The following is a 25747-nucleotide window of genomic DNA, read 5'->3' as shown; positions in this document are numbered from 1 at the left end:
GTTTTAACGCGCATCTTAATCCAAAAAGTGCATCACACTTTTTGGGATGCATCCTAAGCGCGAAACCGCTTCCGTATCAGCTTTTCGGCAATGGGCCGGGGGCTGATGAGTGTCAGGACGCCCCAGACCAGCAAGATGATCCGGCGCTTTACCGCCATGGCGTCAAATACCAGTGTCGACCTGATAATGTCTTTGAAAAGCTGATACTTGTTATCCCAGGGAAGGGGATGGAGCGCCGGCGTCAGCGTCACGGAAGGGATGCGGTGCTGAAGCACATGAAGGTTCTTGCGGAAGCTGCTATCCGGGATTTCGGTGCCGACCGTCTTTGCGATACGCTGCGCGAAGAGGAATTTGGCATGGCCGCGGGCGACTTCCCGCGCGAATAGCCCTTCCCTGGCAAACAGGTTGCTGTCATTGGCGCCGTGGACGCGGTAATGCACCAGCGGTTTATCAACAGTGATGACATCCCCGAAAAAGGGCGCGGCTGTCACCAGAGCGGAATCCGGTGTTTCCCCACAGCTATTATCGAGTGGAAAAAGCGCATCGAGATAGGCGCGGGCATAGACGTTGCCGGAGCCGGGCGGTGTCGGGTATGCATTCAGACGGATGGCCCACACCTTTATCTTTTCCGGTGTCGGCGGGGGATCGTAAATGGGGAAGCGTGATCCGGTCTGTTGTCCTTCGCCACCGACCCGTTCCATTTGGAACTGCACCTTGCAGGTATCGGGCGTGGCAACGCGCATGACTTCTTCAGCGATCGACGGATCGACCAGGTCGTCGGCATCCAGGAAGAGGATCCAATCGCCAGTCGCCCGCGCATAGCCGACATTGGAGGCAACGCGTTGTCCGGCATTTGCCTGACGGATGGCGATAACACGATCACCGTAGGAGGTGATAACCTGCCATGATTGATCCGTTGAGCCGTCATCGACAACAATAACTTCGATCTCGGCGCCCCGGATGGCCAGGGCGCTGTCGATCGCTTCGCCAACGAAACGTTCGTAATTATAATTGGCGATAATGACGCTGAGTTTCAATTTTTCGGACCTTCCGAGGCTGTTTGGCAGACTACATTTCCAATATGCGTTCGGGATCAACCTTGCCCTTGATCGCGTCACCCAGGGCCATCAGGTTGCCGGTCAGGCGACCACGCCGGTCAACCCAAGGCTCGGGCCGGAAAGACCCCGCCAGGTTGGCCGCTATATTCTTTAATATCTGGTTGTATGTCATGGCGGGCCCGATACTGCCCTTCCGATTGAGGTAAATCAGGTTGATGACCTGGCTGTAACCGAGGCGCTTGCCAGGGGAGCGGCCTTTTTTCGTGCCCTGGTGGACGCCTCTCATACGGTTATAGGTGACTATGCGGCCATAAGGCGCCAGCCGGCGGGAAAAATCCACATCTTCCCACCAGGCATAAAGCGGCAGTTTTTCATCAAATTCGATGCCCGTCTCAACCAGAGCCTGCCGGCGCACCGCCATATTGCAGCCGTAACCCGAAAAGGAAGCGGTCAGTACTGCGGGAGGTAATTCCGGCAAAGCATCGATAATGCGCATGGCTTCATCATAACTGATGCCGGCATTTTTTATGCCGTCCGCAACGACGTGACCGGTTGCAACCACGACATCGGGGTGACGGAGATAGAGGTCTTCGAGTTCAGCCAGAAAGGTGGGTTCGGGCAGGAAGTCGTCATCAAAGAAGACAACAATGTCCTCGTCGCTCAACTGTTTCAAAATGGCATTTCTCTGCGATGCCGAACCGCGCGGTCCCTTGACGACGCGGGTTGGACACGGAAAGCCCTCAAGACAGGCCGGATCGAGATCTGCGTCGGTTGCCGGGCAGATGTATAAGCCATCGGGTTTACGTGTCTGTTTGCGCATATAGGCTATGGCCTCGGACAAAACCTGCACGCGGCCGGCAGTAGCAATGGCGATGGCAATCTTCATTCAGCACCTGGAAGGTTTGAAATGACCAGAATAAGGCTCATGCTGAACTCCAGAGAGTGACAAATTAATACGCCGGCGGTCGGGCCCTGGCATGGCGACCGTTAGCAAGAAACAGGCCAGCCACAAAGATTGTCAGCCGAAGTGACGCGTCTGTTCTGTAATGTCAACCGATTGCGATTTGGTGAAATATCGGTTTTGGTTCATAAAATTTATAATTTTATGAGAAAAGGGAGCACTTGCGCAGCGTAAAAGTCTGGTCAGGGTCAATAGTTTTTCAACGACGCCGTGAGAAGTAAGTACCTGAGTTATGTAAGCAACGGAAAAGGCTGGATTTGATGGGGAATTTAACGGTCAGGGTCATCAACCTCAAAACGGATGAGGCGCGCCGGCAGTCCGTAACGGAGAATCTGGGGGCGTTTAACGGTGGGAACTGGCGTTTCTTCAACGCTATGCGGAGTGATTCACCCAGCGATTATGTTTCCAACCCTGCGCAACAACTGATCCGCTTTGGTCGTGAACTGGGACCGGGCGAAATCGGCTGTTTTAAAAGCCACGCGGCGGTCATGCAGGCTTTTGTGCAGGATGGCGAATCGGACTGGCTACTGGTCCTGGAGGATGATGTCTGGGTCGATACGGGATTCGACTATCAGAATGTTATTACGATCGCCGAAAAGCTGGATATCGCCTATGTTCGCCTGTATGCGAAACGGTTCAAGCCCGGAACCGTCATACACGGCTGGCACGAACATCAGCTCGTTCGCTTCAAAACCGACCCTTACGGCACGCAGGCCTATCTGATCAATAAGGCGGGGGCACGGCGTTTTTTGGCGTCTGTAAAAGCCATCACCATGCCGATTGATGATGAGCTGGGCCGGTTCTGGGCCAATGGTCTCGATCTGTATGCCGTATACCCCTTTCCGGTGATCGAGAAATCCGCACGATCGAATATTGCCGGCGAGCGGGCGCGCCGCAAGGCTGATCTGAAGGAAGTGGCCTTGGCCCATACCTGGTTCCGGATTAGTGAGAAGCTGGCCAAAACCTTGAGCAACCTGAAGTTTCTGATCGCGGTGAGGGGACTGAAGCGGCGCCTGTGATCGCAATCAAGTCCGGCGGATCATCTTGCCGGTAAGCCTGACCGCCAGGCTTTCGTAACCATCGGGGCAGCCCGCCATCTTCCATAACGCCAGACTGCTGCCTGCGAATATGATCGCAGCGCCGGTACAGACCCAGCTCAGATTCAGGAAAAGATAAAGGGGTGTTTCCAGGGCGCTGAATGTATTCATGGCCAGCAGCATGAAAACAGTGGTCGGCAGCGCCGCCATGACAGGGCGAACCAGCGCCAGAAGCTGCGTCTTCACCGGCAGGTCTGCCATTTGCCTGACGATCAGCAGACAGGTGACGAAAGCCACGGCCGAAGCGACGGCATGGCCGATCAAGACCCCTTGCAACTGCATTGTGATGGCCAGAACGATAATCAGAGGCACTTTCACCATGAACTGCACTGTCAAGTTGAAAAATACCATGCGGGTCTGGTTCAGCGCCATTGCCAGCGGGGGCAGAACCACTGAAGGCAGCATGGCGATGGCGGTGAGGGCCAGCCATGACAGGATGGGGGCGGTTTCAAGCCATTTCGGGCCGAGAATAAGCTGCACGATGGGGTGTGCCAGTATGGCAATCATCAGCAGGATAAGGCCGACGAGCGAAAATATGCCGGCATAGGCCTTAAGGTAGACGCGCGCCGTGTCTCCGCGGGCCCGTGTGGCCACGAAGGCGGTATAAAGAGGCTTTGAAAGTGGGACTATGATGGCCTGTAGCGGCATACCGATCAGGTTGTCGGCTGAAGTGAAACGGCCGAAGGTCATGGTGTCGACAAAGCGCGGCAGCACGATCTTGTCCACCTGCCAGTTGATCGCCGAAACGACTTGACCGGCGGCGTTCCAGCCAACCATATCCGCGAACAGTCGCCATTGCGACAGGTCAAAGCGGATACGCTGGGGAGCGAAAACATAGGACACAATCATCATGACCAGGGTGGTCGAAACAGTGCCGGCCGCGATGGCCCAGTAACTGTGTGTGGTGATGGCGAGTGTCGTGGCGATTACCAGAGAGCCGGCTTTTCCGAATATTTCGAGGGCTACGTCGCGCCTGAAATCAAAGACGCGGGCAAATTCGACAAGCCGCTGACTCACCAGGCCGCGCATGGCCGGGGCGGTGGCGAGCACACATTGCAGGGCGATCAGGCGGGGCTCATGATAAAGGACTGACAAGGGCCATGAGAGGGTGGCCAGAACAGCGATGATGGCAACCGACCGAAGAACGGCCATCGAAAAAGCCGTGTCATACATCCTGGCCGTGGGCTTTTCCACATTGAGCAGAACGGCGGACAGGGGCAGTTCTGACAGGGCTTCCACCACCTGGACTGCCGTCATGGCCATGGCGACGACACCGAAATCCGCCGGTCCCAGAAAGCGCGCCAGGACGAGCAGGGAGATGAAGTCAAGCGCCTTGCCGAACAGTTTTCCGCCGACTGTCCATGCGCCGGCGGTGGCCGTGCGTTCGGAAAGCGGGCGCCCCTCCGATTTACTCATGCCGCCGGTTCCAGCATAGCGGGGGCAGGCGGCGATAATGGAGGCGCAAATATCATATATCGTTGCGTTCGGTGAGTAACTCGGGCGGCGATTTTAGCCCATCAGCCTCTCTGTCACTTTTCGGACCGCCTGACAAGCTTTGCCTGAATGCGACCTATGAGGGGCGTTGTCTGTCGCTGGCCCTTATCTTGCATATCAGACCTGCCTGTGCTTGGATACCAGCAAGGGCGATATCGCGCGCTGATCTGATGAATATAAAGCAGCGGCGTTCAAAAACTGCGGCAGCAGGGGCAAAAAAATGCGGAACGAACAGAACTCATCCGAGAATACAGACAATGGCGCGGCCGCTGTGGGGGATGTATTATTTTACAACAACCTGACGCGCTTCGCCGATAATGTCGCCCTGATAGAAGGCGCGCGTCGCATCACTTATGCTTCATTGATCACAAATGCCGATACTATCGGTGCCGAGATCGGCCCGCAGGGACGATTGGTCTTTCTTGAAGCGCGAAATACCATCGAAGCGGTGACGGCCTATCTCGGATGTTTGCGGGCTGGCCATGTTGTGCATCTGTTTGGCGAGGGGGAGGAGGCTCGCGTAGAGCGGCTGATCGATATTTATAACCCGCATGCCGTCATCCGTCATGAGACACCGGGACCGTCTGTAATCGGGCGGCGCCACGACGAAACAATCCCTCTCCATCCTGATCTTGCCGTTCTGCTGTCCACTTCTGGGTCCACCGGTTCGCCCAAGTTCGTGAAACTGTCGGGCCGGAATATCCACGCCAACGCCCTCGCCATCGCCGAATATCTGGGACTGGACGAAACGGAGCGGGCGATTACGACATTGAAGTTCAACTATTCGTATGGCCTGTCGATCATTCATTCTCATCTGGCTTGTGGCGCGTCGCTTGTTTTGACAGAGAGCTCGGTCACGACACCGGGCTTCTGGCCAATGTTCGAGGCCCAGGGCGCGACCAGCTTTGCCGGGGTTCCCTATATTTTTGAAATGCTCGACCGTACGAGCGATTGGGCCGCTCAGCCCAATCTGCGTTATGTGACTCAGGCGGGCGGGCGTCTGGCGCCGGAAATCGTGCGTCGCATGGCCGAATTCGGCCGGAATAACGGCTGGCGATTTTTCGTCATGTACGGCCAGACCGAGGCGGCGCCCCGCATGACCTACCTGCCGCCGGAAAACGCTCTTGACCATCCGGACTGTATTGGCCGCGCAGTGCCGGGCGGCGCCCTGTCCCTGATCGATGAGGTGGGTATGGTTATTAACGCGCCCGATACGGCGGGCGAGTTGATCTATACGGGACCGAACGTCATGATGGGGTATGCCGAAGGACCGGCGGCCCTGGCGACAGACGAAACACCCCCCAGTCTTAAGACCGGGGATATCGCGGTCAGGCTGTCTAACGGACTGTATCGTATCGTGGGGCGCAGTTCGCGCTTTATAAAGCCATTCGGGATCCGCCTTAATCTCGATGAATTGCAGGCGCAGGTGCGCGAACGGGCCGCTGGCGCCATTTGTACGGGCACCGACGAGCGCCTTGTGGTGGCAGTGCCGGGGGGAACTGGTGACCAGGCGTCCCTGGTCAGTTGGCTGACAGACACTTATGGCCTGCCGGCCTTCCTGATCGAAATCCTTTCCGTGGCCGAGATCCCGCTATTGCCGAGTGGCAAACCCGACTATCAGAACCTGATACGGCAGGCGGCTGAAAAGCATCCGCCTGCGGATATCGCCAGCGGTCAATCAGCAGATGGCGGCCGCTGGGACAGCATCTCCGCAATTTTTATTACCCTGACCGGTGCCAAGGCCGTCACCGGAGACAGCACATTCATCGCGCTGGCCGGAGATTCTCTTTCCTATGTCGTGACCTCGCTGGCGGTTGAAGAATATCTGGGCTTCCTGCCCAATGACTGGGAAATGAAGACGGTAGACGAACTTGAGGCCCTGCGTCATGCCGACGGCGAAAAAGATGTCGCCATGCCGCTGCATTTCCTGAACACCGGTCGGGTGCTCATGCTGTTCCTGGGTATTCCCTTCCATGCCGCCATGGCATTCAATGCCAAGTCGGACATGATCATTTCCGCGCCGGAGCGCTCCTGGATAGCGACTGTGATATTCATGGCGCTGCACGCTTTCCGGATGTTCGCCTATTTCTTCATCAGCGGCTATTTCTCGATGCTGATCCTGAAGCGGACGACGGCGCTCAACTGGTTTACGCAGCAGGCCAAGCGGCTGGGTTTTCCGCTTGTGCTGGGCGGAATTTTGCTTGTGCCGCTGGAGGTGATGGCAGTGGCCATTTCACCCGTCCGCGCAGGTCCGCCGCCGTGGGAATTCTGGGTGCAGCAAATGACGTCTACAGGGCCGCAATGGCTGGTCCACAGGTGGTTCCTGGCCACCTTGCTGGCGGTGGCGGCCTGTATGGCCATTCTCGTTACCCTCTACCGAAAGGGACGCTTTGGTGCCCTGCCGGAACGTTTCCTCGACATGGTAGACAGGCATACGGCGGCCTGCTGGTGGGGTCTGGTTTTGGGGCTTGCACCGCTGGGCCTGGCCGCAACCGTTGCCGCCAAACTGGCCGGTAACTGGGCATACCTCTTTAATATGTTTGAATACCGCACAATCGTCATGTACGCGCCGGTATTTCTCGTCGGGGCTTTGATGTTCCTCAGGCCAAAAGTTTTTGAATGGTATCTGAAGCCGTCCCTGTTCACCATTGTGCTGACGGTTGTGCTGACAGCGGTCTTTGTTATCCTGGACAGTTCAAAAACGCTGCCGATGATGATTTTGGAGCAACTGAATATCCTGCCGGTCGGGATGCTTGCGACCCGTGTTTTCCTGAGCGCGATGCACCGCTGGGCCAACAATACGCACCCGGTCATTACCCGTCTGCTGGACGCCTCCTACGTGATCTATGTTTGGCATATCGTATTTGTTTTGCTGTTTAACGATCTGTGGATATCACTGCATGTCAATCCGCTGGTCGCCATTACGCTCACGACGGCGGGGAGCTTTGGCTGCTGCTGGCTGGTTTATATGGTTGTCAGCCGGTCGCGTCTGCTGAGCCTGATCTTTAACGGCGGACCGATGCGGGGCGCCTGACAGCGGATCATTCAGGCTTCCGGGAGAAGGTTTGCGGTAGTCCTTTCGACGAACTTTTTCCCGCTGGACGGCAAATCGTTTGCGGCCGGGGCTGCCTGGCTGCGATCCGTAGTCCGATCCTTCGATGAGGTTGCGGAGAGGAAGGAAAGAAGCGCTTTGATGGCCTCCTTCTGGCTTTTTTTCGTGGTCAGGGCGTGATCGAGTTCCGGCAGTACGGCAATCGAAATGCCTTTTTGCCGGGCGAGCCAGCGTCCGCGGGGGCCGAAGTGTTCGAGACCTTCCAGCGACAGGTCCATTGCACCGGCCAGAACCTGGATATGGATATCCCGCGCAGCGGTGGCCTTTGCGAACTGCAGGCGGGCGGCCTGAGCCGCGGGGTGGGGAAAGAAGCTGCGCTTCAGGCCTGCCAGGCGCGAAAGGATATGGCTATGCAGGGCTTCCCGCGCCAGGCGGACCCACTTTCGTGCCTGGACTGGTGCCTTCAGATAGACGGAGCGCATGGATTCGACATGGGCCGCACGATCAAGTTCACGGCCCTGCTCCCAGAGCAGCCAGGCATTGATAGCCACGGCACGGCTGATGCCGCTGTCTCCCAGAACGGCGCGAACAGCATGGAAACCGCCGGTACAGACGCCGGCGGTGGTGACGTCAGCGAAACCGCGCCCGGTCAGCAGAACGGCAGCCTCTTTGATTTCCGGCGTGCGGTCCGTTTCATAGACGTGGACATCGCTACCCTCGCTTTCCCCCAGTCCGGAAAAATCAAACCGCAGGGCGGCAATGCCTTGCGCCGCCAGAAGGCGGCTGGCGCGTGTCGAGAAATTGGCCACCCCGGCCCTCGGATCGCCGCCGGTATTACCAAAAATGACGGCCTGGCCGCCTGTATTTTGTAATGGCAGGCATAGCACGCCACGCAGTCCCTGACCGAAACAAACCCTTTCTTCGCGCCAGTTGTCGGCCTGCAGGATACCCGAAGGCACAGAAGGCATAATGGTCGCTGACGAAGGCGCAAGGTGCTTTTCGAGCCATTGCCTTGTGGATTTAAACAACTCGTCAGGTGCCTGGTTGACGTAGGAATCCTTGAAGAACAACGTATAGCCGGCAAATGGCGTTGAGTCCGCCTGGTCGCCGAAAACGGACAGCAATCTTTTGGCACCGACCGGGCTGGCCAGGAGAAGGGGCGGCCATTCGGTCTTGAGGTGCGCGATATCTACAGCTTCAAGTGCCTGAATGGTTGCCGCTGAAAGGTAGAGACCATTGCATTCGATCGTGTCGTCGTCGGAGTGGGCGCCAATCTGCATGGCATAGGCCAGGCGCAGTTCTTTCAGCCATGCCTTGCCGGAGGGCAGCGGATCCCAAAGGATCAGTCCGTCGGGCTTTACGCCTTCCGCCGCGACGCAGGCCAGGGTGGCGCCAATGCGCAGGCCGCAGACAAACAGTTGTGATACGCCGGTCTGCGTCCGTACGAAATCGGCCGCCTGCCGTACGCCTTTTACCCACGCGGCCCATTGATCCGCCGCATCATCCAGGCCGAGAGAGTCGCCTTCACCGAGCAGATCGTAGCGTAAAACCAGGTAACCTTCGCAGGCCAGTTGCTCGGCCCAATGAAAGAGCGCGTGATAGGTCCATCGGGCATCGCGTCCGGCCGGCGCGCAAATGATAACTGCGGCCCCGTTGCCGGTCCGGGTGGAAGGACGATGCAGGCTGCCGCTGTGCCCGTCGAATACGACCGGGATGATTTCAGTGGCGGCACCTGTTGCCCCGTTCATGATCTTTTCCTGTCTGTCGATCGGTTTCGTACCGGAGGCAATCTGACCAAGCCATAAGTGAAATTTGCACGACGGCTCCGAGAAAAATAGGCTTTTTTCGGGCAGCTTGCCAATTTAAAAGTGTATTCTAAATCGCATTCGTCACAAATACACGTAAACCATGTTCGCACGGCAACGCTATAAAATACGCCGTGAAAGGGAGGCGGTAATGCGTTTCGTTCTCATTTTCATTTTTCGCCGGAGAGATCAAGGATAATTTTACCCGATCAAACGGGTCTGTAAACCGCGCGACCCCCGTGATATGAATTCCCGAAGAAAAAACAGGAGGGACGCATGTGGAACCGGCGACGGCTATTAGGCAGCGGCATGGCGGCGCTGGGGGCATTCGGTTTGAGGCCGGTGGCGAATGCGCAAACCCTCTCTCGCTCGACGGTTACCACCGGGCCGGATGTCGTGGTCGAGATCGCTGATGGCCGGCTGCGCGGCGGGCACAGCCGAGGCGCTCTGGCCTTCAAGGGCATTCCCTATGCGGGATCGGTGAGCGGCGCGGCGCGGTTTCGTGAGGCGCCGCCGGTTGTGCCGTGGTCGGGTGTGCGTGACGCGACAAATCTGGGCGCGCCATCGCTGCAAAAGCCGAAATCGACCTATGGCGAGCAGGAACCGGCCTATGCCGAGGATTGCCTGGTGCTCAATGTCTGGACCCCGGCGGTGAATGACGGCAAGAAGCGCCCGGTCATGTTCTATTGCCACGGCGGCGGGTTTGCCACCGGTTCGGCGGGGTCGACGGCGCAGGATGGCGCACGGCTGGCCGCCACCTATGATGTGGTGGTGGTGGCTACCAATCACAGGCTGGGGCTTCTGGGCTATCTTTATCTGGGCGAGATCGGCGGTGCGGACTGGGCCACATCCGGCAATCAGGGGATGCTCGATATCGTAGCGGGCCTGCGCTGGGTGAAGGCCAATATCGCCGCCTTTGGCGGCGATCCGGATAATGTCCTGATCTTCGGCGAATCCGGTGGCGGCTTCAAGGTCGGCACCCTACTGGCCATGCCGGCGGCGAAGGGACTGTTCCACAAGGCCAGCATCCAGAGCGGCGCGGCCCTGACCCGGATGCCGAAGGATATGGCGACCGAAACGGCGCTTCGGGTGCTTAAGGGGCTGGGTATAGCACCGAACGACCTGCACAAGCTGGCCGATGTACCCGCCGAACAGATCCTGGCCATCCAGTTGGCGGCGGAGCAGGGGCAGGGGCCAATGACCCTGCCGTCGGATGGCTCACCGCCCGTGCCGCGCGATGGCCGGCTGCACAAGGCGGGCTACTGGGTGCCGGGCGGATACGGGCCGGTGGTGGACGGCACGATCCTGCCGGCCGATCCGTTCGCGCCGGTAGCCTCGCCTTTGATGGCCGATGTGCCGCTGATCGTCGGTCACAACCGCGACGAGGCGACCTTCTTCAATATGGGGCGGCCGGATACGTTCACACTCGATGAGGCCGGGCTGACAGCGCGTATGGCCACAGAATTCGGCAGCGATGCCGATAAGCTCCTGACCGTCTATCGCGCCACCTATCCGCAGGCGACGCCGACCGATCTCTATATCGCTATCGCCTCGGCGCGCTGGTTCGGCGCCGATTCCGCCACCACGGCGGATCGCAAGTCGGTGCAGGCCGCGCCGGTCTATCAGTACCGCTATGACTACGAGTCGAATTTCCCGATTGCGGGGACGACCGCCACGCTCAGGGCCGGCCATGCCACCGAGATTGCCTCCCTGTTTCTCAATACCGACCAGCCGGGTCTGGAGGGTAATGGGGCTGGTCTGGCGGAGGCGTCAATAAACATGAGCGCCTTCTGGTCCAGCTTCGCCCGTACCGGAGCGCCACAGGCGCCCGGACAGCCGGACTGGCCACGCTATACCACAGCGGACCGGCCGGTCATGCTGATCAATACCGCCTGCCGCGTCGAAAACGACCCGGAAGGCGCGGCGCGCAAGGTCTGGCAGGAAGAGGTCGCGGATTGAGCCGGTATATCCTCGCGCTCGATCAGGGTACGACCTCCAGCCGGGCCATCATTGTCGATGAGGGCGGCCATATCCTGAAAACCGCCCAGAAGGAATTTCGTCAGATATTCCCGCAAGGGGGCTGGGTCGAGCACGACGCGCGCGAGATATGGAGCACCCAGATGGGGGTGGCGCAGGAAGCGCTGACGGCCGCCGGTCTGCGCGCTTCCGATATCGCCGCCATCGGCATCACCAACCAGCGCGAAACGACCGTCGTCTGGGACCGCGCCACCGGTCAGCCGATCCACAATGCCATCGTCTGGCAGGACCGGCGCACGGCGGCCATCTGCGACGACCTGATCGCGGCGGGACATGAATCCCTTTTTGAGCAGAAAACCGGCCTGCGGCTCGACGCCTATTTCAGCGGCACCAAGATCAAATGGCTGCTCGATCATGTGCCGGAGGCGCGGGCCAGGGCAGAGCGCGGTGAACTGGCTTTCGGCACCATCGATAGCTGGCTGGTGTGGAACCTGACCGGCGGTGCCCTGCATATCACCGATGCCAGCAATGCCAGCCGCACCCTTTTGTTCAACATCCATACCGGTGACTGGGACGACGAGCTGTTAGCCGTGCTCGACATCCCGCGCGCCTTGCTGCCGCAGGCACGGGGCAATAGCGAGGTCTATGGTGAAACGGCGGCGGGGCTTTTCGGCGCGCGCATCCTGATCGCCGGCATGGCGGGTGACCAGCAGGCGGCGACCTTCGGTCAGGTATGCCTGGAGCGCGGCATGGCCAAGAATACCTACGGCACCGGCTGTTTCATGCTGATGAATACGGGGGGTGCCGCCATTCGGAGCCGCCACAAACTGCTGACCACGCTTGCCTGGCAGTTGGGGGGGCAGCGCACCTATGCCCTGGAAGGTTCTGTCTTCGTGGCCGGCGCTTTGGTGCAATGGCTGCGTGACGGTTTGGGCATTATTCGCTCCAGCGGCGAGATCGAGGCGCTGGCCGCCTCCGTGCCGGATAGCGGCGGGGTGGTTCTGGTGCCGGCCTTTGTCGGCCTTGGTGCGCCGCATTGGGATGCTTACGCGCGGGGCACAATCCTCGGCCTGACGCGAGGCTCAACAAAAGCCCATATCGCCCGCGCGGCCCTGGAAGGCATTGCCTTCCAGTCCGCCGAGGTGCTGGAGGCCATGATATCGGATTCAGGCGTGTCCTTGACCGAACTGCGCGTCGATGGCGGGGCCAGCCATAACAATCTGCTGATGCAGTTCCAGGCCGATATACTGGGTGTGCCGGTCGTGCGGCCGAAGATCACCGAAACCACGGCCTTGGGCGCGGCCTATCTGGCCGGGCTGGCGGTGGGCTACTGGCGTTCGACCGATGAGCTGTGCGCGCAATGGCAGGTCGACCGGGTGTTTGAGCCGGTTATGAGCGCCGATGAGCGCGTGGCAAGGTTGGCGCGGTGGCGCAAGGCGGTCGGCCGGAGCCTGGATTGGGAGGACAGGGCTTGAGTGATCCGCGTCCCGCCCGGCTGGCCAGGGCGACGGCCGATACCCTGTGGGATGTCATTGTCATCGGTGGCGGGGCCTCCGGCCTCGGCACGGCGGTGGAGGCGGCTTCACGCGGCTACAAAACCCTGCTGCTGGAAGCGCATGACTATGCCAAAGGCACCAGCAGCCGCTCAACCAAGCTGGTGCATGGCGGGGTGCGTTACCTGGCGCAGGGGCATATCCATCTGGTGCGGGAATCCCTGCACGAACGCGGCTTGCTCCGGCGTAATGCGCCGCATCTGGTGCATGACCTCGGTTTTCTGGTGGCGACCTATCAGATATGGCGGCTGCCCTTTTACGGCATCGGTCTGAAGCTTTATGATCTGCTGGCGGGGAAGCTGAACCTGCGCCCCAGCCGTGCCCTAGGCCGCAAGGCGACGCTGACCCATATCCCGACCCTGAAATCATCGCATCTCAAGGGCGGTATTCTCTATTTCGATGGCCAGTTCGATGACGCCCGCCTGGCCATCACCCTGATGCGAACCTTGGAAGACCTGGGCGGTGTGGCGATGAATGCCACGCCGGTCACAGGTCTGGTGAAATTAGGCGGCCGGGTGACAGGTGTGCAGTTTACCGACAGCGAAACGGGGAGGGGTTACACGGCAAGGGCGCGCGCCGTGATCAATGCCACAGGTGTGTTTGTCGACGCGGTCCGGCGGCTGGATGAGGCTGATATCGCCCCCATGCTGACGCCGAGCCAGGGGGTGCATATCGTGGTCGATCGCCGGTTTCTGGCGGCCGACACGGCGCTGATGGTGCCGCGCACCTCCGATGGCCGCGTGCTGTTCGCCGTGCCCTGGCACGACCGGACGCTGATCGGCACCACGGATACGCCGGTGGCGGAGGTGAGCGAGGAGCCGCGCGCGCTGGCGACTGAAATCGACTTCCTCCTCAAAACGGCGGGCGACTATCTCGATCCGGCACCCCGGCGAGATGACATCCTCAGTGTCTTTGCGGGTCTGCGTCCGCTGGTGAAAGCAGCCATCGGCGATACGAAGTCCTTGTCACGTGAACATGAACTGGTGGTATCCGACAGCGGGTTGATCACCCTGACCGGTGGCAAGTGGACCACCTATCGACAGATGGGGGAGGATGCGGTGGACCTGGCGGCCCAAACGGGCGGCCTGCCGCCCCGGCCAAGCCTGACCGGGAGCTTGCGGCTGCACGGTTGGGCCGAGAACAGCGGCCGCAACCACTGGCATGTCTATGGTCACGATGCGGCGGAAATCCACACCCTGCCGGGTGCCGATGTCAGGCTTCACCCCGCTCTGCCCTACACGGAGGCCGAGGTGCGCTGGGCGGCGCGCTGCGAGCAGGCGCGGACCGTGGAAGACGTGCTGGCCCGGCGCCTGCGGGCGCTTTTCCTCGATGCCGCAACAAGCCAGGCCATGGCGCCGCGTGTGGCCGAAATATTGGCGGAGGAACTGGGGCGCGACACGGCCTGGCAGGCGGCTCAGGTCAGGACATTCATGGACCTGGCGGCAGGTTACTTATCCAGCCCGAACCAGCGGGCGGTATAAAGCGACGCGCAAATACCGTTATCTTGGCCGGGGTAACCACTGCCACAATCCTCTGTACCAGTACCCGGCTTTATGGGGAACTGGTGGCCAGTGCCGATGACATCATAGGCTTCCACGACATTTGCGCCATAAACCCTATGCGGCTGGCCGCTGACCGTATTGCTGGTTTGCGGGGTTTGGGTAAGACCATTGACATTGGTCCATTGTTCCATGGTCCAGGTGGCATTGACCGGCGCAACCGTGCCGTCATCGACACCTTGCCAGATGGACACGCGTGGCCAGGGACCGCTATAGCCTGGCCGTGCGGCCCGCACCTTGTCGCCCCACTGTTTCGCGGTTAGGGTCACATTTCCCTTCAGGCAGTTGTCGAGGCCTGCCGGGCTTTCCGTACATTTGTAGGGAATGCCCGCCACCGGGGCGCCGGCCGAAAAGACGTCGGGGTAGGTCGCCAGCATAATGTTGGTCATGGCGGCGCCGGCCGAAAAACCGGTTACGAAAACGCGCTTTGAGTCAGTGTTGTAATGGGACTGCACCCAGTTCACCATCTGGACGACCGACAAGGGCTCGCCGGCATTGTACATCTGATGTTCGGCCATATAGTAGCGGAAGCAGCCATCCGGCTGGACACTCGTCACCTGAGGAAAGATCAGAACGAATTTCATCTGGTCGGCCCATTTGGTCCAGCCGGTTTCGTTATCATATTGCGCGGCCTGCGAGCCACAGCCATGAAGGAACACGACAACCGGACGATTGCTGGTCAGGCCGGCCGGCTTGTAGACGAACATGTCGAGCTGACCTGGATCGGTGCCGAAATTGGTAACCTGAGTCAAAACGCCGTCGGTTGGTTCCGCGGCGCTGGTCGAAGAGGCCGATGAACTGCTGCTGGCTGAGGACGATGAACTGCTGGAAGACGATGACGTGCTAGAGGAGGCAGAACTGCTCGATGACCCGCCGCCGGAAGACCCGGAGCCTCCGGATCCGCCACCACCACATGCCGCCAGAAGGATCAGACCAAGGCCAAGCCCGGCAATAATGATGTTTTTTCCGGTGGACATACTGTTTCCCGTCGCTTTTGAAATCAGCCTCAAGACCTTGCCCGCAAGGCCGATGAAATTCTATGACGGAAGAATAATGTCTTTCTGATGACGGTCATGTTGCAGCGCACCGATTCTTCCATCAGACAGGCTATAGCGCCTTGCCGGATGGTTTCAAGCCCATCCGGCGACGGAAATGATGCTGGCTCAGGCGGCCAGCATATTGCCGATACCGATGATCACGGTCGAGATGATCAGTGTGCCGATGCCGAGCCACACCAGGAACTGCGTCCGGCTGGCCGTACCCTTCCATTCCTTGAGCGCGAAGCCCCACAGGGTCGAGAACAGGATGATCGAGGCCATGTGCAGGGTCCACGATGAGAAGCCGAACTTGCCCATCTGGCTTTCGCCCATGGTGTAGAAGAAGAACTGGAAGTACCACAGGGTGCCGCCAAGCGCCGCCAGCGCGTAATTGGCCAGCAGGGGCGTGCGGGTATCAGAGACGGTAGCGGTCTTCCCGCCCCATTCGCCGGCAGATTTGTTCTTGAGGATGAGATACAGGCACCACACGAAATTAGTGGTGAAGCCGCCGGCCAGGACCACGCACAGCACAGGCAGGCCGACCCACAGAGGGCCGGTGCCGGCGGCCGCGGTGGCCGCGCGGATCGGATCACCCGCCGCCAGGCCAAACGAGAAGAAGGACGACATCACGCCGGAGAAGACGGCGATCAGGATGCCTTTCTTCAGGTCGAATTCGCCCCTGCTAGGTATATTGGCGTCGCCGGAGGCATTGGCGAGCTGCTTTTCCTTGGCGCCGCCAGCCAGGGCGACGATGATGATGCCAGCGATGACCACGGCGATGCCGATAAAGGTATATTCGCTGCCGTATTTGGCAACCACCTCGCCGAACGTGCCTTGGAAAATCGGTGGCCCCAAGGTGCCGATCACCGTGGTCAGGCCCAGTGCCACGGCCATGCCGAGCGACAGGCCGAGATAGCGCATGGTCAGCCCGAAAGTCAGACCACCAAAACCCCAGCCGGCGCCACACAGATAACAGATCAGCAGGGTGTGCACGGGCGTATTTGCCAGAACGTTAATCAGATCCTTGCTGCCGATAAAGGCGCCGATCCAGGGGGCCAGAACCCACGAGAAGATACCGCCGGTCAGCCAGAAAATTTCCCACGACCACAGCCTGATACGCTTGTAAGGGACATAGAAGCTGGCGGAGGACAGGCCGCCCAGCCAGTGAAAAAAGACGCCAAGTAAGGGATTGGGGTTCATGCGCGTTTCCTGAATGAGATGTTGTTATATTTTATAGATACGCTCGGCTGTCCCGGCGAACAGGGCGTCCCGTTCATCGGCGCTGAAGTCTTTGGTTATGTCGTCATAGGCGTCCAGCGCCTTGCCGTAACTATTGAACAGCTTGTCAGTGGGGAAGTCGCTGGCGAAGGCGCAACGCTGAGGCCCGAAGGTCTCGATCACCTGGAGGATCAGCGGCCGCATCGAGGCCGTGGTCCATTGGCGGTCGATAAAGCCCATGCCGGAAATCTTGACCGCCGCATGGGGCAGGGCGGCCAGCGCCTTGAGCCCCGCGCGCCATTCCGTCAGATCAGCATCCACCGGCATTCCCATATGGTTGAGGATCACCGGCACCTCGGGGTGCCTGGCTGCCAGGGCCGCCGCCTGTTGCATCTGGTTAGGGTATATTTGCAGATCAAAAGATAGGCTATATTTGCCAAGCAGGGCATAGCCACGGGCAAAGGCGTCGTCATCGAGCAGGTTGCGCGGGGTATAGGTTCTCTTCGGATCACTGTGCCAGTTGAGGATATGGCGGATGCCGCGTACATTGGCGTGCTCGGCATGGGCGGCCAGCAGGCGTTCGACGTCCGGGGCATCGAGCGCGGCGAAGGCGACGATGGCATCGGGATGGTCGGTCTCAGCCGCCAGGGATTGCAGCCATTTCGTTTCTGCCAGCGCGTCATCCGGATGAGCGCCGGCATCGATATGGACGAGCTTCTCCATCGGATAGCCGCTGGCATCAGCGAAATAGTCGGCAAGGGTGTAGTCCTTGGCAATGGCCTCGACGCTGCCATTCGGGCCGTCATCGGCAAATGGCGGCATCAGCCACGGATAGCGCAGCCGGATGAGTTGCCAGAGGTGGACATGGGCGTCCACAAAACGTTTCACACTCATCCTGCCCTCTCTTTATATATCCTCCCCTGCGAGCCTTTGGGCGAAGCGGGGGAGGTGGCAGCGCGAGGCCGCCAAAGCGATAGATTTGGCGGGCGGTGTCGCTGACGGAGGGGGCAACTTCCGTCCATCATGCCCCCTCCGTCTCGACACGCTTCGACCTGACGGTCTTCGCTGGCTCGCCACCTCCCCCGCACGCTGCGCTACAGGGGAGGATCGTATTTAGTAGGTTGTCCGTCCGCCCGACGTATCGAAGACCGAAGCGGTGGTGAAAGAACATTCCTCGGAAGCCATGAAGCAGACCGTAGCGGCCGATTCATCGACGATCCCTAAGCGCCCCATCGGAATTTTCGAGCGCATATATTCGACCTGAGACGCGGGCAATTGTTCCAGGATCGGGCTCTCAAAGGTAGCCGGCGTCAGAGCGTTGACGATCACGCCTTTCTGCGCCAGTTCCTTGCCGAGTGACTTGGTCAGGCCGATGACACCGGCCTTGGAGGCGGAATAGGCCGAGGCATTCGGATTGCCTTCCTTGCCGGCCACGCTCGCCACATTGACGATGCGGCCATAGCCGCCTTCCAGCATGAAGGGGATGACCTCGCGGCAGCAGTAGAACAGGCCGTTGAGGTTGATATCCATGACCTTCAGCCAGCTCTCGACCGGGAATTCCCATACCGGGACGGTAGCGCCAGTGATGCCGGCCGAATTGATCAGGATGTCGATCTTGCCCAGAATTTCCTTCGAGGCTTTCGCGGCGGCCGAAACGGCGACGAGATCGGAGACATCGAGCGCCACCACGCCGACGGCACCGGTTTCGGCCTTTGCGGTTTCCAGCGCCTCGGCGTTAAGATCCCAGAGCACAACCTGTCCGCCTTCGGCGACGATGCGGGCGGCGGCGGCCTTGCCGAGACCAGAGGCGGCGCCGGTGACGATGGCCGTGCGGCCCTTAAAACGATCGGGATACATTACTCGATAATCTCCAGGCCATGCAGCGAGAAGGGGATAACGGTCTGCCTTTGCTCGCCAAGCTTTGAGACGCCCAAGTGCATGGTGTCGCCGGCATTGAGGTAGATCGGATTGGGCTTCTTGCCTTCGCCGACGCCTGGCGGCGTACCGGTAATGACCATATCGCCCGGCTGGAGGGTGACGAAGCGGCTGATATAGGCCAGGGCCTCGGCCACCGGGAAGATCATGGTGCGGGTATTGCCGGTCTGCATACGCTGGCCGTTGACATCGAGGAACATGTCGAGGGCCTGCGGATCGCCCAGTTCGTCGGCCGTGACCAGCCACGGGCCGGTGGGGCAGAAGGTGTCACAGCCCTTGCCCTTGACCCATTGGCTGCCGCGTTCCTTCTGGAAGGCGCGTTCGGAGACATCGTTGACCAGCACATATCCGGCGACATGGCTGAGGGCGTCCTTCTCATCGACATAACGGCAGGTCTTGCCGATGATGACGCCGAGTTCGACTTCCCAGTCCATCTTGGTGGCGTCGCGCGGCTTCATCACATCGTCATTCGGACCGCTGAGCGAGGAGGTCGCCTTGGTGAAATAGATGGGCTCCGGCGGCACGGGCAGGTTGGATTCGGCGGCGTGGTCGGCATAGTTGAGGCCAACGGCGATGATCTTGCCGATATTGGCGACCGGTACGCCATAGCGCGGCTGGCCTTCGGCGACTGGCAGAGCATTCAGATCGGCGGTTTTCAGTTTCGCCAGTTGCGACAGGCGGACTTCGTTGGCGGTGATGTCACCGACAACGGATGACAGATCGCGGATACGGCCATCGGCATCGATGACGCCGGGCTTTTCCTGACCCTTAGGGCCATAGCGGCAGAGTTTCATGGGGTAGTCCTTAGTGGGTATAGGGGCGATGCAGCTTGACTTCCGGGTTCAGTTCGACACCGAAGCCCGGCTTATCCAGCTTATTGACGTTGAGACGGCCGTTTTCCGGCACCGGCTCGCCCAGCAATTGCGGGTGGAACATCGGCGCGACGTGATCGGCCTTGGGCGCCATCATCAGGAATTCGGCAAATGGCGAATTGTGACGCGTGATGACGAAGTGATACGAATAGACGGATGAGCCATGCGGCACGACCATGATGCCGCGGGAATCCGCCATGGCCGAGATCTTCAGCAGTTCGGTCACGCCGCCGCACCAGCCGACATCGGGCTGGATCAGGTCACAGCACTCCATTTCCATCAGCATCCGGAAGCCCCAGCGCGTGGCTTCGTGTTCGCCGGTGGTCACCAGCATCCCGGCTGGCACATTCTTCTTCAGTTGCTGATAGCCCCAGTAATCGTCAGGACTAATGGCTTCCTCGATCCACTTCAGGCCGTGCGGGGCGCAGGCGTGAGCGAGACGGGTGGCGTAGTTGACGTCGAGCGCCATCCAGCAATCCCACATCAGCCAGAAGTCATCACCGCATTTGCTGCGCATATCGGCCAGCATCTCGACATTCTTCTTCAGACCTTCGTCGCCTTCGATCGGACCGTGGAGCAGAGGCATCTTGCCGCCAATAAAGCCCATCTGTTTCGCCAGGTCTGGACGCGCGCCGGTGGCATAGAATTGCAGCTCATTACGCACCGCGCCGCCCAGCATGTGATAGACCGGCTCACCGCGCAGGCGGCCCATCAGATCCCACAGGGCCAGGTCGACGCCGGAGATGGCGTTCACCACCAGACCCTTGCGGCCATAATATTGGCTGGCAAAGTACATCTGATCCCAGATGGTCTCGTAATCGAAGGGCGAGCGGCCTTCCAGGAAACGGGCGAAGTGCTTTTCCACCATATAGGCGGCCGGTTCGCCGCCGGTCGTGACCGCAAAGCCGACCGTGCCGTCATCGGCCTCGATCTCGACCACCAGGGTGCCCAGTACATTGATGCCGAACGACTTGCGGCTCTGGCGGTATTCCGGATAGCGGCCCATGGAGGTGGCGATGTGATTGTCGATCCAGTGGCCTTCGCCCTGGTCGTGGTAATCCGCGCCGCCGCCGCCTTCGCCGCCCTTGATGACGCTGGCGCGCACTTGCTTGATCTTCGGAAAATTTCGCATTAATCTCACCATTTGGGACGATCGATCACATCCCACAATCCCTGCATCGATTTTGGGCTGAACGGCTTGTATTCATCCCACACTTTAGATATGAGCATTAAATAATGAAACAAACGGCGTCAATGGATAATTTGAGCAGCAGGGACGGAGAGGGCGAAAGCGGCGGCAAATCGCTGGCCGGCGCCCAGACCCTGGTGCGTGGCCTCGATGTCATGATGGCGGTGGCCGCCAATGCGCGCAGCCTGCCCCAGCTTTCCGAAGCGCTGGGCCTGACGCGTTCGACCACGCACCGCCTGGCCACCACCCTGGTCGAGCAGAGGTTCCTCAATTTTACGCCGCGCGTTGGTTATTCGCTGGGGCCAAAATTGCTCGAACTCGGGCATCTCGCCTCGCGCCAGATGAACCTGCCGCGCATCGCCCACGATCACCTGCTGGCCCTGTCGCTCGATACTGGCGATACGGTGCATCTCGGCATACTGGATGGCGAACGCGCCCTCTATCTTGACAAGGTGCAGGGCAGCCGCCGGATTGAAATCAGTTCGCGCATTGGTGAGCGTCAGCCGCTTCGCTCGACCGGTATCGGCAAGGCGCTGCTGCTGGACGCCACCGAGGACGAACTGACGGCCGTCTATATGCGCGAAGGGCGGGAATGGCCGTCCTATCGGGTCGATTTCGGCACCTGGATGGACCGGATGCGCGATTATGCCGCAAAGGGCTACGCCTACGATCTCGAAGAAAACGAAGACCGTATCCGCTGCGTGGCCGCGCCGATCCGCGACGCCGGCAACAGGATCATCGGCTCCATTAGTGTGTCTTCGGCGGCGCAATATATGGATGACGCCCGCATGACGGCGCTCACCGAACTGGTGCTCGCCACAGTCCACGCCATTTCGCACGAATTCGGCTGGAGCGAAAACAACCTCAAATCATAAGGCTTTAAGATGCTTTTACAGGGACAACGGATTCTGATTACAGGCGGTTCGCGCGGCATTGGCCGCGGCGCGGCCATAGAATGCGCGAAGCACGGCGCCGATATCGCCATCAATGCCTCGGCACCGTCGGACTCTGTTGACAGCCTGGTAAAGGAAATTGAAACTCTGGGCCGCAAGGCGGTGGTATCGATCGGCGACGTGGCCGATCCGGACAGCGCCACCGCCTTTATCGAGGCGGCGGTCAAGGGGCTGGGCGGCGTCGATCATATGGTCGCCAATGCCGGCATCTGTCCGTTCCACAGCTTCCTGGACATGCCGGTCGAGGTGGTCAAACGCACGGTCGATGTTAACCTGATGGGCACCTACTATATGTGCCAGGCGGCGGCCAATCAGATGGTCAGGCAGGGCACCGGTGGGTCGCTGATCGCCATCAGTTCGATTTCAGCGCTCGTCGGTGGTGAGATGCAGTCCCACTATACCCCCACCAAGGCCGGCCAGCACTCGCTGATGCAGTCGGTCGCCATCGCGCTGGGCAAGTACGGTATTCGCGCCAACTCCATCTTGCCGGGCACCATCGCCACCGACATCAACAAGGAAGACCTGGCCGACCCCGCCAAGCGCGAATATATGGAAGGCCGTATCCCGCTTGGCCGCCTGGGCAAGCCGGAAGATATCGGCAAGGTCGTGGTCTTCCTGGCCTCCGACCTGGCGGGCTACATGACCGGCGCCCATGTGCTGGTCGATGGCGGCGCGTTCGTGCATTTGCAATAGACGTATTTCTGGAAAATAAATTTCCCAATAAATACACGTGGTTTGTATTTATTTTCAAAAACGGAAATAATTTTCAGAAAAATTGACCTTTGGGCCATGTGGTTCATACTCAGAAATCCATGCAGGAGGATGACACATGGCCTATGTTGCGTTTGACCGCTACACCGTCGCTGCCGAACTGCATCGTTTCATTACCGACGAGGCCCTGCCAGGATCGGGCATAAGCGCCGATGCTTTCTGGCGGGGGCTGGCGGGCCTTCTGACAACCTTCAGCGAGCGCAATGCCGCGCTGCTGGCGCACCGGGATGCGCTTCAGGCGCGGATCGATGAGTGGCATCGTGGTCATGCCTTCGATCCGTTGGCCTATAAAACTTTCCTGAAAGACATCGGCTATCTGCGGCCGGAGCCGGTGGCTTTTCGGGTCTCCACGCAAAGTGTCGATGAAGAGATCGCCCGTCTGGCCGGCCCGCAACTTGTGGTGCCTGTGTCAAACGCGCGCTATGCCCTGAATGCCGCCAATGCGCGCTGGGGCAGCCTCTATGACGCGCTCTATGGCACCGATGCTGTTGCGCCGCTCGCTTCCACCCATGGATATGCTTCCGGACGCGGCGCCTTGGTGCAGAGGCAGGCGCGCGCCTGGCTCGATCAGTTTGTGCCGCTGTCGGGCGCCAGCCACAGCGATGTGACGGCCTATAAAGTTTCCGGCGGCGCGCTGACGGCGCAGACAACGGTGGGGGCCGTCGGTTTGCAGACGCCTTCGCAGTTTGCCGGCTATACGGGCGAAGCCGACGCGCCCACATCGATCCTGCTGCGCCATAATGGCCTGCACATGGATATCCGGATCGATCGGAACAGTCCGGTCGGCCGCAATGATCCCGCCGGTATCGCCGATATCCTCATGGAAGCGGCGCTTTCGGCCATCATGGACATGGAGGACAGCGTCGCCGCTGTCGATGCGGCGGATAAGGTCGGGCTGTACCGCAACTGGCTGGGCCTGATTAAGGGGAGCTTAAGCGAGACCTTTGAGAAGGGTGGCCGGACCCTGACGCGGGCGCTCAATCCGGACCGAATCTATACCTCGGCGGAGGGCGGCGTCCTGACCCTGCATGGCCGCAGCCTGATGCTGTCACGCAATGTTGGCCTGCATATGTACAGCGACATGGTGCGTGATGCGGAGGGCATGGCCGTGCCGGAAGGTCTGGTCGATTTGATGGTCACGGCCCTGATTGCTCGGCATGATACCGGCGGCAACAGCCGCGCCGGATCGGCCTATATCGTCAAGCCCAAGATGCACGGGCCGGACGAGGTCGCCTTTGTCGTCGAGACCTTCGCCTTTGTGGAGGCGGCACTGGGTCTGCCGGCGAATACGCTGAAAATCGGCATCATGGACGAGGAGCGCCGCACCAGCGTCAACCTGATGGCCTGTATCGAAGCCGCCCGCGAACGCGTTTTCTTCATCAATACCGGCTTCCTCGATCGCACGGGGGACGAGATCCATACCTCGATGCAGGCCGGGCCGATCATGCGCAAGAGCGACATCAAGAATGCCCGGTGGATCAGGGCTTACGAGGACTCCAATGTCGATATCGGCCTGGCCTGCGGCTTGCCCGGACATGCCCAGATCGGCAAGGGCATGTGGGCGGCACCGGACATGATGCGGGATATGCTGGCGCAAAAGATCGGTCATCCGAAGGCCGGCGCCAGCACTGCCTGGGTGCCGTCACCTACCGCGGCAACCCTGCACGCCCTGCATTACCATATGGTCGATGTCGCCACGGTTCAGGCGGAAATCGCCAAACGTCCGCGCGCCTCCGTGGAGGATATTCTGATCCCGTCGCTGGCCGATCGGAACTATTCACCCGATGAGATCGCGGAGGAACTGGATAACAATCTGCAGGGTTTGCTCGGCTATGTCGTGCGCTGGATCGACCAGGGCGTCGGCTGCTCCAAGGTGCCGGACATCCATGATGTCGGCCTGATGGAGGACCGCGCCACACTGCGCATTTCCAGCCAGCATGTCGCCAACTGGCTGCGACATGGCCTGGTTGACGAAGCGATGGTCATGGCGCGGCTGAAGCATATGGCGCAGGTCGTTGACCGGCAAAATGCCGGCGATCCGGCCTATGTGCCAATGGCGCCGGATTTTGACGGCATCGCCTTCCAGGCGGCCTGTGATCTGGTCTTCCAGGGCTCGTCGCAGCCAAACGGCTATACCGAATTCATCCTGCACAAACGCCGCCGCGAAGCCAAACAGGCGGCATTACAACTTGCTTAGGCCAACAGGTGGCCGCCGATCAGATTTGTAATCCGGTCGGCGGCGGCGCGCACCTTTTGCCCCAAATCCGGCAGGCTGTCCGGCGTTAGCCGCGCTGAAGGGCCGGAAAGTGATATTCCGGCGCGGGCCTCGCCGAAGGCGTTGAATATTGGCGCCGCAACACAGCGCATTCCGGCATTGGCCTCTTCGTCATCGATCGACCAGCCGCGCTGGCGAATCGTCGCCAGTTCGGCACGCAAGGCTTCAGGGTCGGTAATCGTCGCCGGTGTAAAGCGGGCGAGGGATTTACTGCGCAGGAAGGGCGCGATCCGCTCTGCCGACATTTCCGCCAGCAGGGCCTTGCCGATCCCGGAAGCATGACTGGCCCGGCGCTGGCCGATGCCGAAAAAGGCGCGGATCGGTTCATGACATTCGACCTGTGATACGAAGACGACCTCGAAGCCGTCGAGCATGGCCATGTTGACCGTTTCGCCCGTGGCCTCCATCAGATCTGTCATGACCGGGCGACCGGCCAGCAGGATATTGTTGCGGCGCTGAAAGGCCATGCCGATACGCAGGGCCTCTATGCCGATCGACCATTTCTGGCTCGGTTCATCGACCGTTACGAGGTCATGGCCGGCCAGGGTGCTGAGCAGACGGTGCGTGGTGGAAGGGGGCAGGGCGGATTTTTCAGACAGTTCCGTAAGCGTCAGGCCGTCATGATCGGACAACGATTTCAGGAGGCCAAGCGCCTTTTCCAGAGATTGGTTGGGCTTGGGGAGGGCATGAGAATCGTTGCTCAGGCGCCTGTCCTCGCGGGGCCGTCCGCGCGTCTTTCGGCCAGATGGTAAAGTCATGACAATCCTTTTGAGGTCAGACCGGCGGAGCGTATGGCTGATTTGGAATGGAAATATTTTCCATAATATACACCGTTTCCACGTCAGTACTCTGCGCGGGCGGCAAATTTTATTTTTGTGCGATGCAAATTTTTCGACTTTGTGGCATCCTGACGCAAGCGCCGCAAAATCTGATGCGCGCTG

General features: G+C 60.0%; 19 protein-coding genes. 8 read left to right on the top strand and 11 right to left on the bottom strand.

Annotated features, from left to right (window positions below; genetic code table 11):
- Positions 1-53 precede the first annotated feature (53 nt).
- Together BLO49_RS11525 and BLO49_RS11520 are read right to left on the bottom strand one after the other, a co-directional pair.
- Positions 54-1037: a glycosyltransferase family 2 protein gene (locus BLO49_RS11525; protein ID WP_170828310.1), complete on the bottom strand. Its 984-nt coding sequence runs from the start codon at positions 1035-1037 to the stop codon at positions 54-56.
- A gap of 31 nt (positions 1038-1068) precedes the next feature.
- Positions 1069-1944 carry a glycosyltransferase family 2 protein gene (locus BLO49_RS11520; protein WP_090648597.1) on the bottom strand — a complete coding sequence of 292 codons (876 nt, stop codon included), beginning with the start codon at positions 1942-1944 and terminating at the stop codon, positions 1069-1071.
- A gap of 335 nt (positions 1945-2279) precedes the next feature.
- Here BLO49_RS11520 and BLO49_RS11515 point away from each other — a divergent pair, with 335 nt between their 5' ends.
- Complete coding sequence (locus BLO49_RS11515) at positions 2280-3038, top strand: glycosyltransferase family 25 protein (RefSeq protein WP_090648594.1); 759 nt, start codon at positions 2280-2282, stop codon at positions 3036-3038.
- A gap of 6 nt (positions 3039-3044) precedes the next feature.
- Here the strand turns inward: BLO49_RS11515 and BLO49_RS11510 are convergent, their stop codons facing one another.
- Positions 3045-4532, bottom strand: a complete 1488-nt coding sequence (locus BLO49_RS11510) for an oligosaccharide flippase family protein (protein ID WP_090648592.1) — start codon at positions 4530-4532, stop codon at positions 3045-3047.
- Positions 4533-4830: 298 nt separating this feature from the next.
- Between BLO49_RS11510 and BLO49_RS11505 the strand changes: the two genes are divergently transcribed.
- On the top strand, positions 4831-7644 hold the full coding sequence (locus tag BLO49_RS11505; RefSeq protein WP_090648589.1) for an AMP-binding protein: 2814 nt from the start codon (positions 4831-4833) through the stop codon (positions 7642-7644).
- Positions 7645-7655: 11 nt separating this feature from the next.
- Here BLO49_RS11505 and BLO49_RS11500 read toward each other — a convergent pair whose 3' ends face one another.
- Entirely contained in the window at positions 7656-9410 is a 1755-nt protein-coding gene (locus tag BLO49_RS11500; protein WP_090648587.1) for a serine aminopeptidase domain-containing protein, read from the bottom strand.
- Between the two features lie 333 nt (positions 9411-9743).
- On the opposite strand from BLO49_RS11500, the gene BLO49_RS11495 reads away from it, so the two are divergent.
- From BLO49_RS11495 to BLO49_RS11485, 3 genes are read left to right on the top strand one after another with little or no spacing between them, the layout of a single operon-like run.
- On the top strand, positions 9744-11426 hold the full coding sequence (locus tag BLO49_RS11495; protein WP_090648584.1) for a carboxylesterase/lipase family protein: 1683 nt from the start codon (positions 9744-9746) through the stop codon (positions 11424-11426).
- Positions 11423-12919, top strand: coding sequence for a glycerol kinase GlpK (gene glpK / locus BLO49_RS11490; protein ID WP_090648582.1), 1497 nt, complete (start codon positions 11423-11425; stop codon positions 12917-12919). Before BLO49_RS11495 ends, glpK begins: the two co-directional genes overlap by 4 nt.
- On the top strand, positions 12916-14478 hold the full coding sequence (locus tag BLO49_RS11485; protein ID WP_245678997.1) for a glycerol-3-phosphate dehydrogenase/oxidase: 1563 nt from the start codon (positions 12916-12918) through the stop codon (positions 14476-14478). The genes glpK and BLO49_RS11485 overlap by 4 nt, the downstream gene beginning before the upstream one ends.
- Here the strand turns inward: BLO49_RS11485 and BLO49_RS11480 are convergent.
- The 6 genes from BLO49_RS11480 to rhmD form a co-directional block, all read right to left on the bottom strand.
- Entirely contained in the window at positions 14445-15533 is a 1089-nt protein-coding gene (locus BLO49_RS11480) for an extracellular catalytic domain type 1 short-chain-length polyhydroxyalkanoate depolymerase (protein WP_090648579.1), read from the bottom strand. The two genes, BLO49_RS11485 and BLO49_RS11480, sit on opposite strands and share 34 nt — an antisense overlap.
- Before the next feature lie 186 nt (positions 15534-15719).
- Positions 15720-16793, bottom strand: coding sequence for an L-rhamnose/proton symporter RhaT (gene rhaT, locus BLO49_RS11475; protein ID WP_090648576.1), 1074 nt, complete (start codon positions 16791-16793; stop codon positions 15720-15722).
- A gap of 24 nt (positions 16794-16817) precedes the next feature.
- A complete protein-coding gene (locus BLO49_RS11470; RefSeq protein ID WP_090648575.1) occupies positions 16818-17705 on the bottom strand; it encodes an amidohydrolase family protein in 888 nt (295 codons plus the stop codon).
- 219 nt (positions 17706-17924) lie between these two features.
- Positions 17925-18668, bottom strand: a complete 744-nt coding sequence (locus tag BLO49_RS11465; RefSeq protein ID WP_090648572.1) for an SDR family NAD(P)-dependent oxidoreductase — start codon at positions 18666-18668, stop codon at positions 17925-17927.
- Positions 18668-19540, bottom strand: coding sequence for a 2,4-didehydro-3-deoxy-L-rhamnonate hydrolase (locus tag BLO49_RS11460; protein WP_090648570.1), 873 nt, complete (start codon positions 19538-19540; stop codon positions 18668-18670). The genes BLO49_RS11465 and BLO49_RS11460 overlap by 1 nt, the downstream gene beginning before the upstream one ends.
- A gap of 10 nt (positions 19541-19550) precedes the next feature.
- Positions 19551-20750, bottom strand: coding sequence for an L-rhamnonate dehydratase (gene rhmD / locus BLO49_RS11455; RefSeq protein WP_090648567.1), 1200 nt, complete (start codon positions 20748-20750; stop codon positions 19551-19553).
- A gap of 122 nt (positions 20751-20872) precedes the next feature.
- Between rhmD and BLO49_RS11450 the strand changes: the two genes are divergently transcribed.
- From BLO49_RS11450 to BLO49_RS11440, 3 genes are all read left to right on the top strand, one after another.
- Positions 20873-21682, top strand: coding sequence for an IclR family transcriptional regulator (locus BLO49_RS11450; RefSeq protein ID WP_245678996.1), 810 nt, complete (start codon positions 20873-20875; stop codon positions 21680-21682).
- A 9-nt stretch (positions 21683-21691) separates the two neighbouring features.
- The gene (lra1, locus tag BLO49_RS11445; RefSeq protein ID WP_090648561.1) at positions 21692-22453 is read left to right on the top strand and encodes an L-rhamnose 1-dehydrogenase Lra1; all 762 of its coding nucleotides are present in this window, start codon (positions 21692-21694) and stop codon (positions 22451-22453) included.
- Between the two features lie 136 nt (positions 22454-22589).
- The gene (locus BLO49_RS11440; protein ID WP_090648558.1) at positions 22590-24728 is read left to right on the top strand and encodes a malate synthase G; all 2139 of its coding nucleotides are present in this window, start codon (positions 22590-22592) and stop codon (positions 24726-24728) included.
- On the opposite strand, the gene BLO49_RS11435 is transcribed toward BLO49_RS11440, so the two are convergent.
- The gene (locus BLO49_RS11435) at positions 24725-25564 is read right to left on the bottom strand and encodes an IclR family transcriptional regulator (protein WP_090648556.1); all 840 of its coding nucleotides are present in this window, start codon (positions 25562-25564) and stop codon (positions 24725-24727) included. The genes BLO49_RS11440 and BLO49_RS11435 overlap by 4 nt on opposite strands.
- Positions 25565-25747 lie beyond the last annotated feature (183 nt).

It is taken from the genome of Asticcacaulis taihuensis, from assembly GCF_900100255.1.
GTDB classification, from domain to species: domain Bacteria; phylum Pseudomonadota; class Alphaproteobacteria; order Caulobacterales; family Caulobacteraceae; genus Asticcacaulis; species Asticcacaulis taihuensis.
Note: the sequence above shows the minus strand (reverse complement) of the source record. Positions and strands in the feature narration are given on the sequence as shown.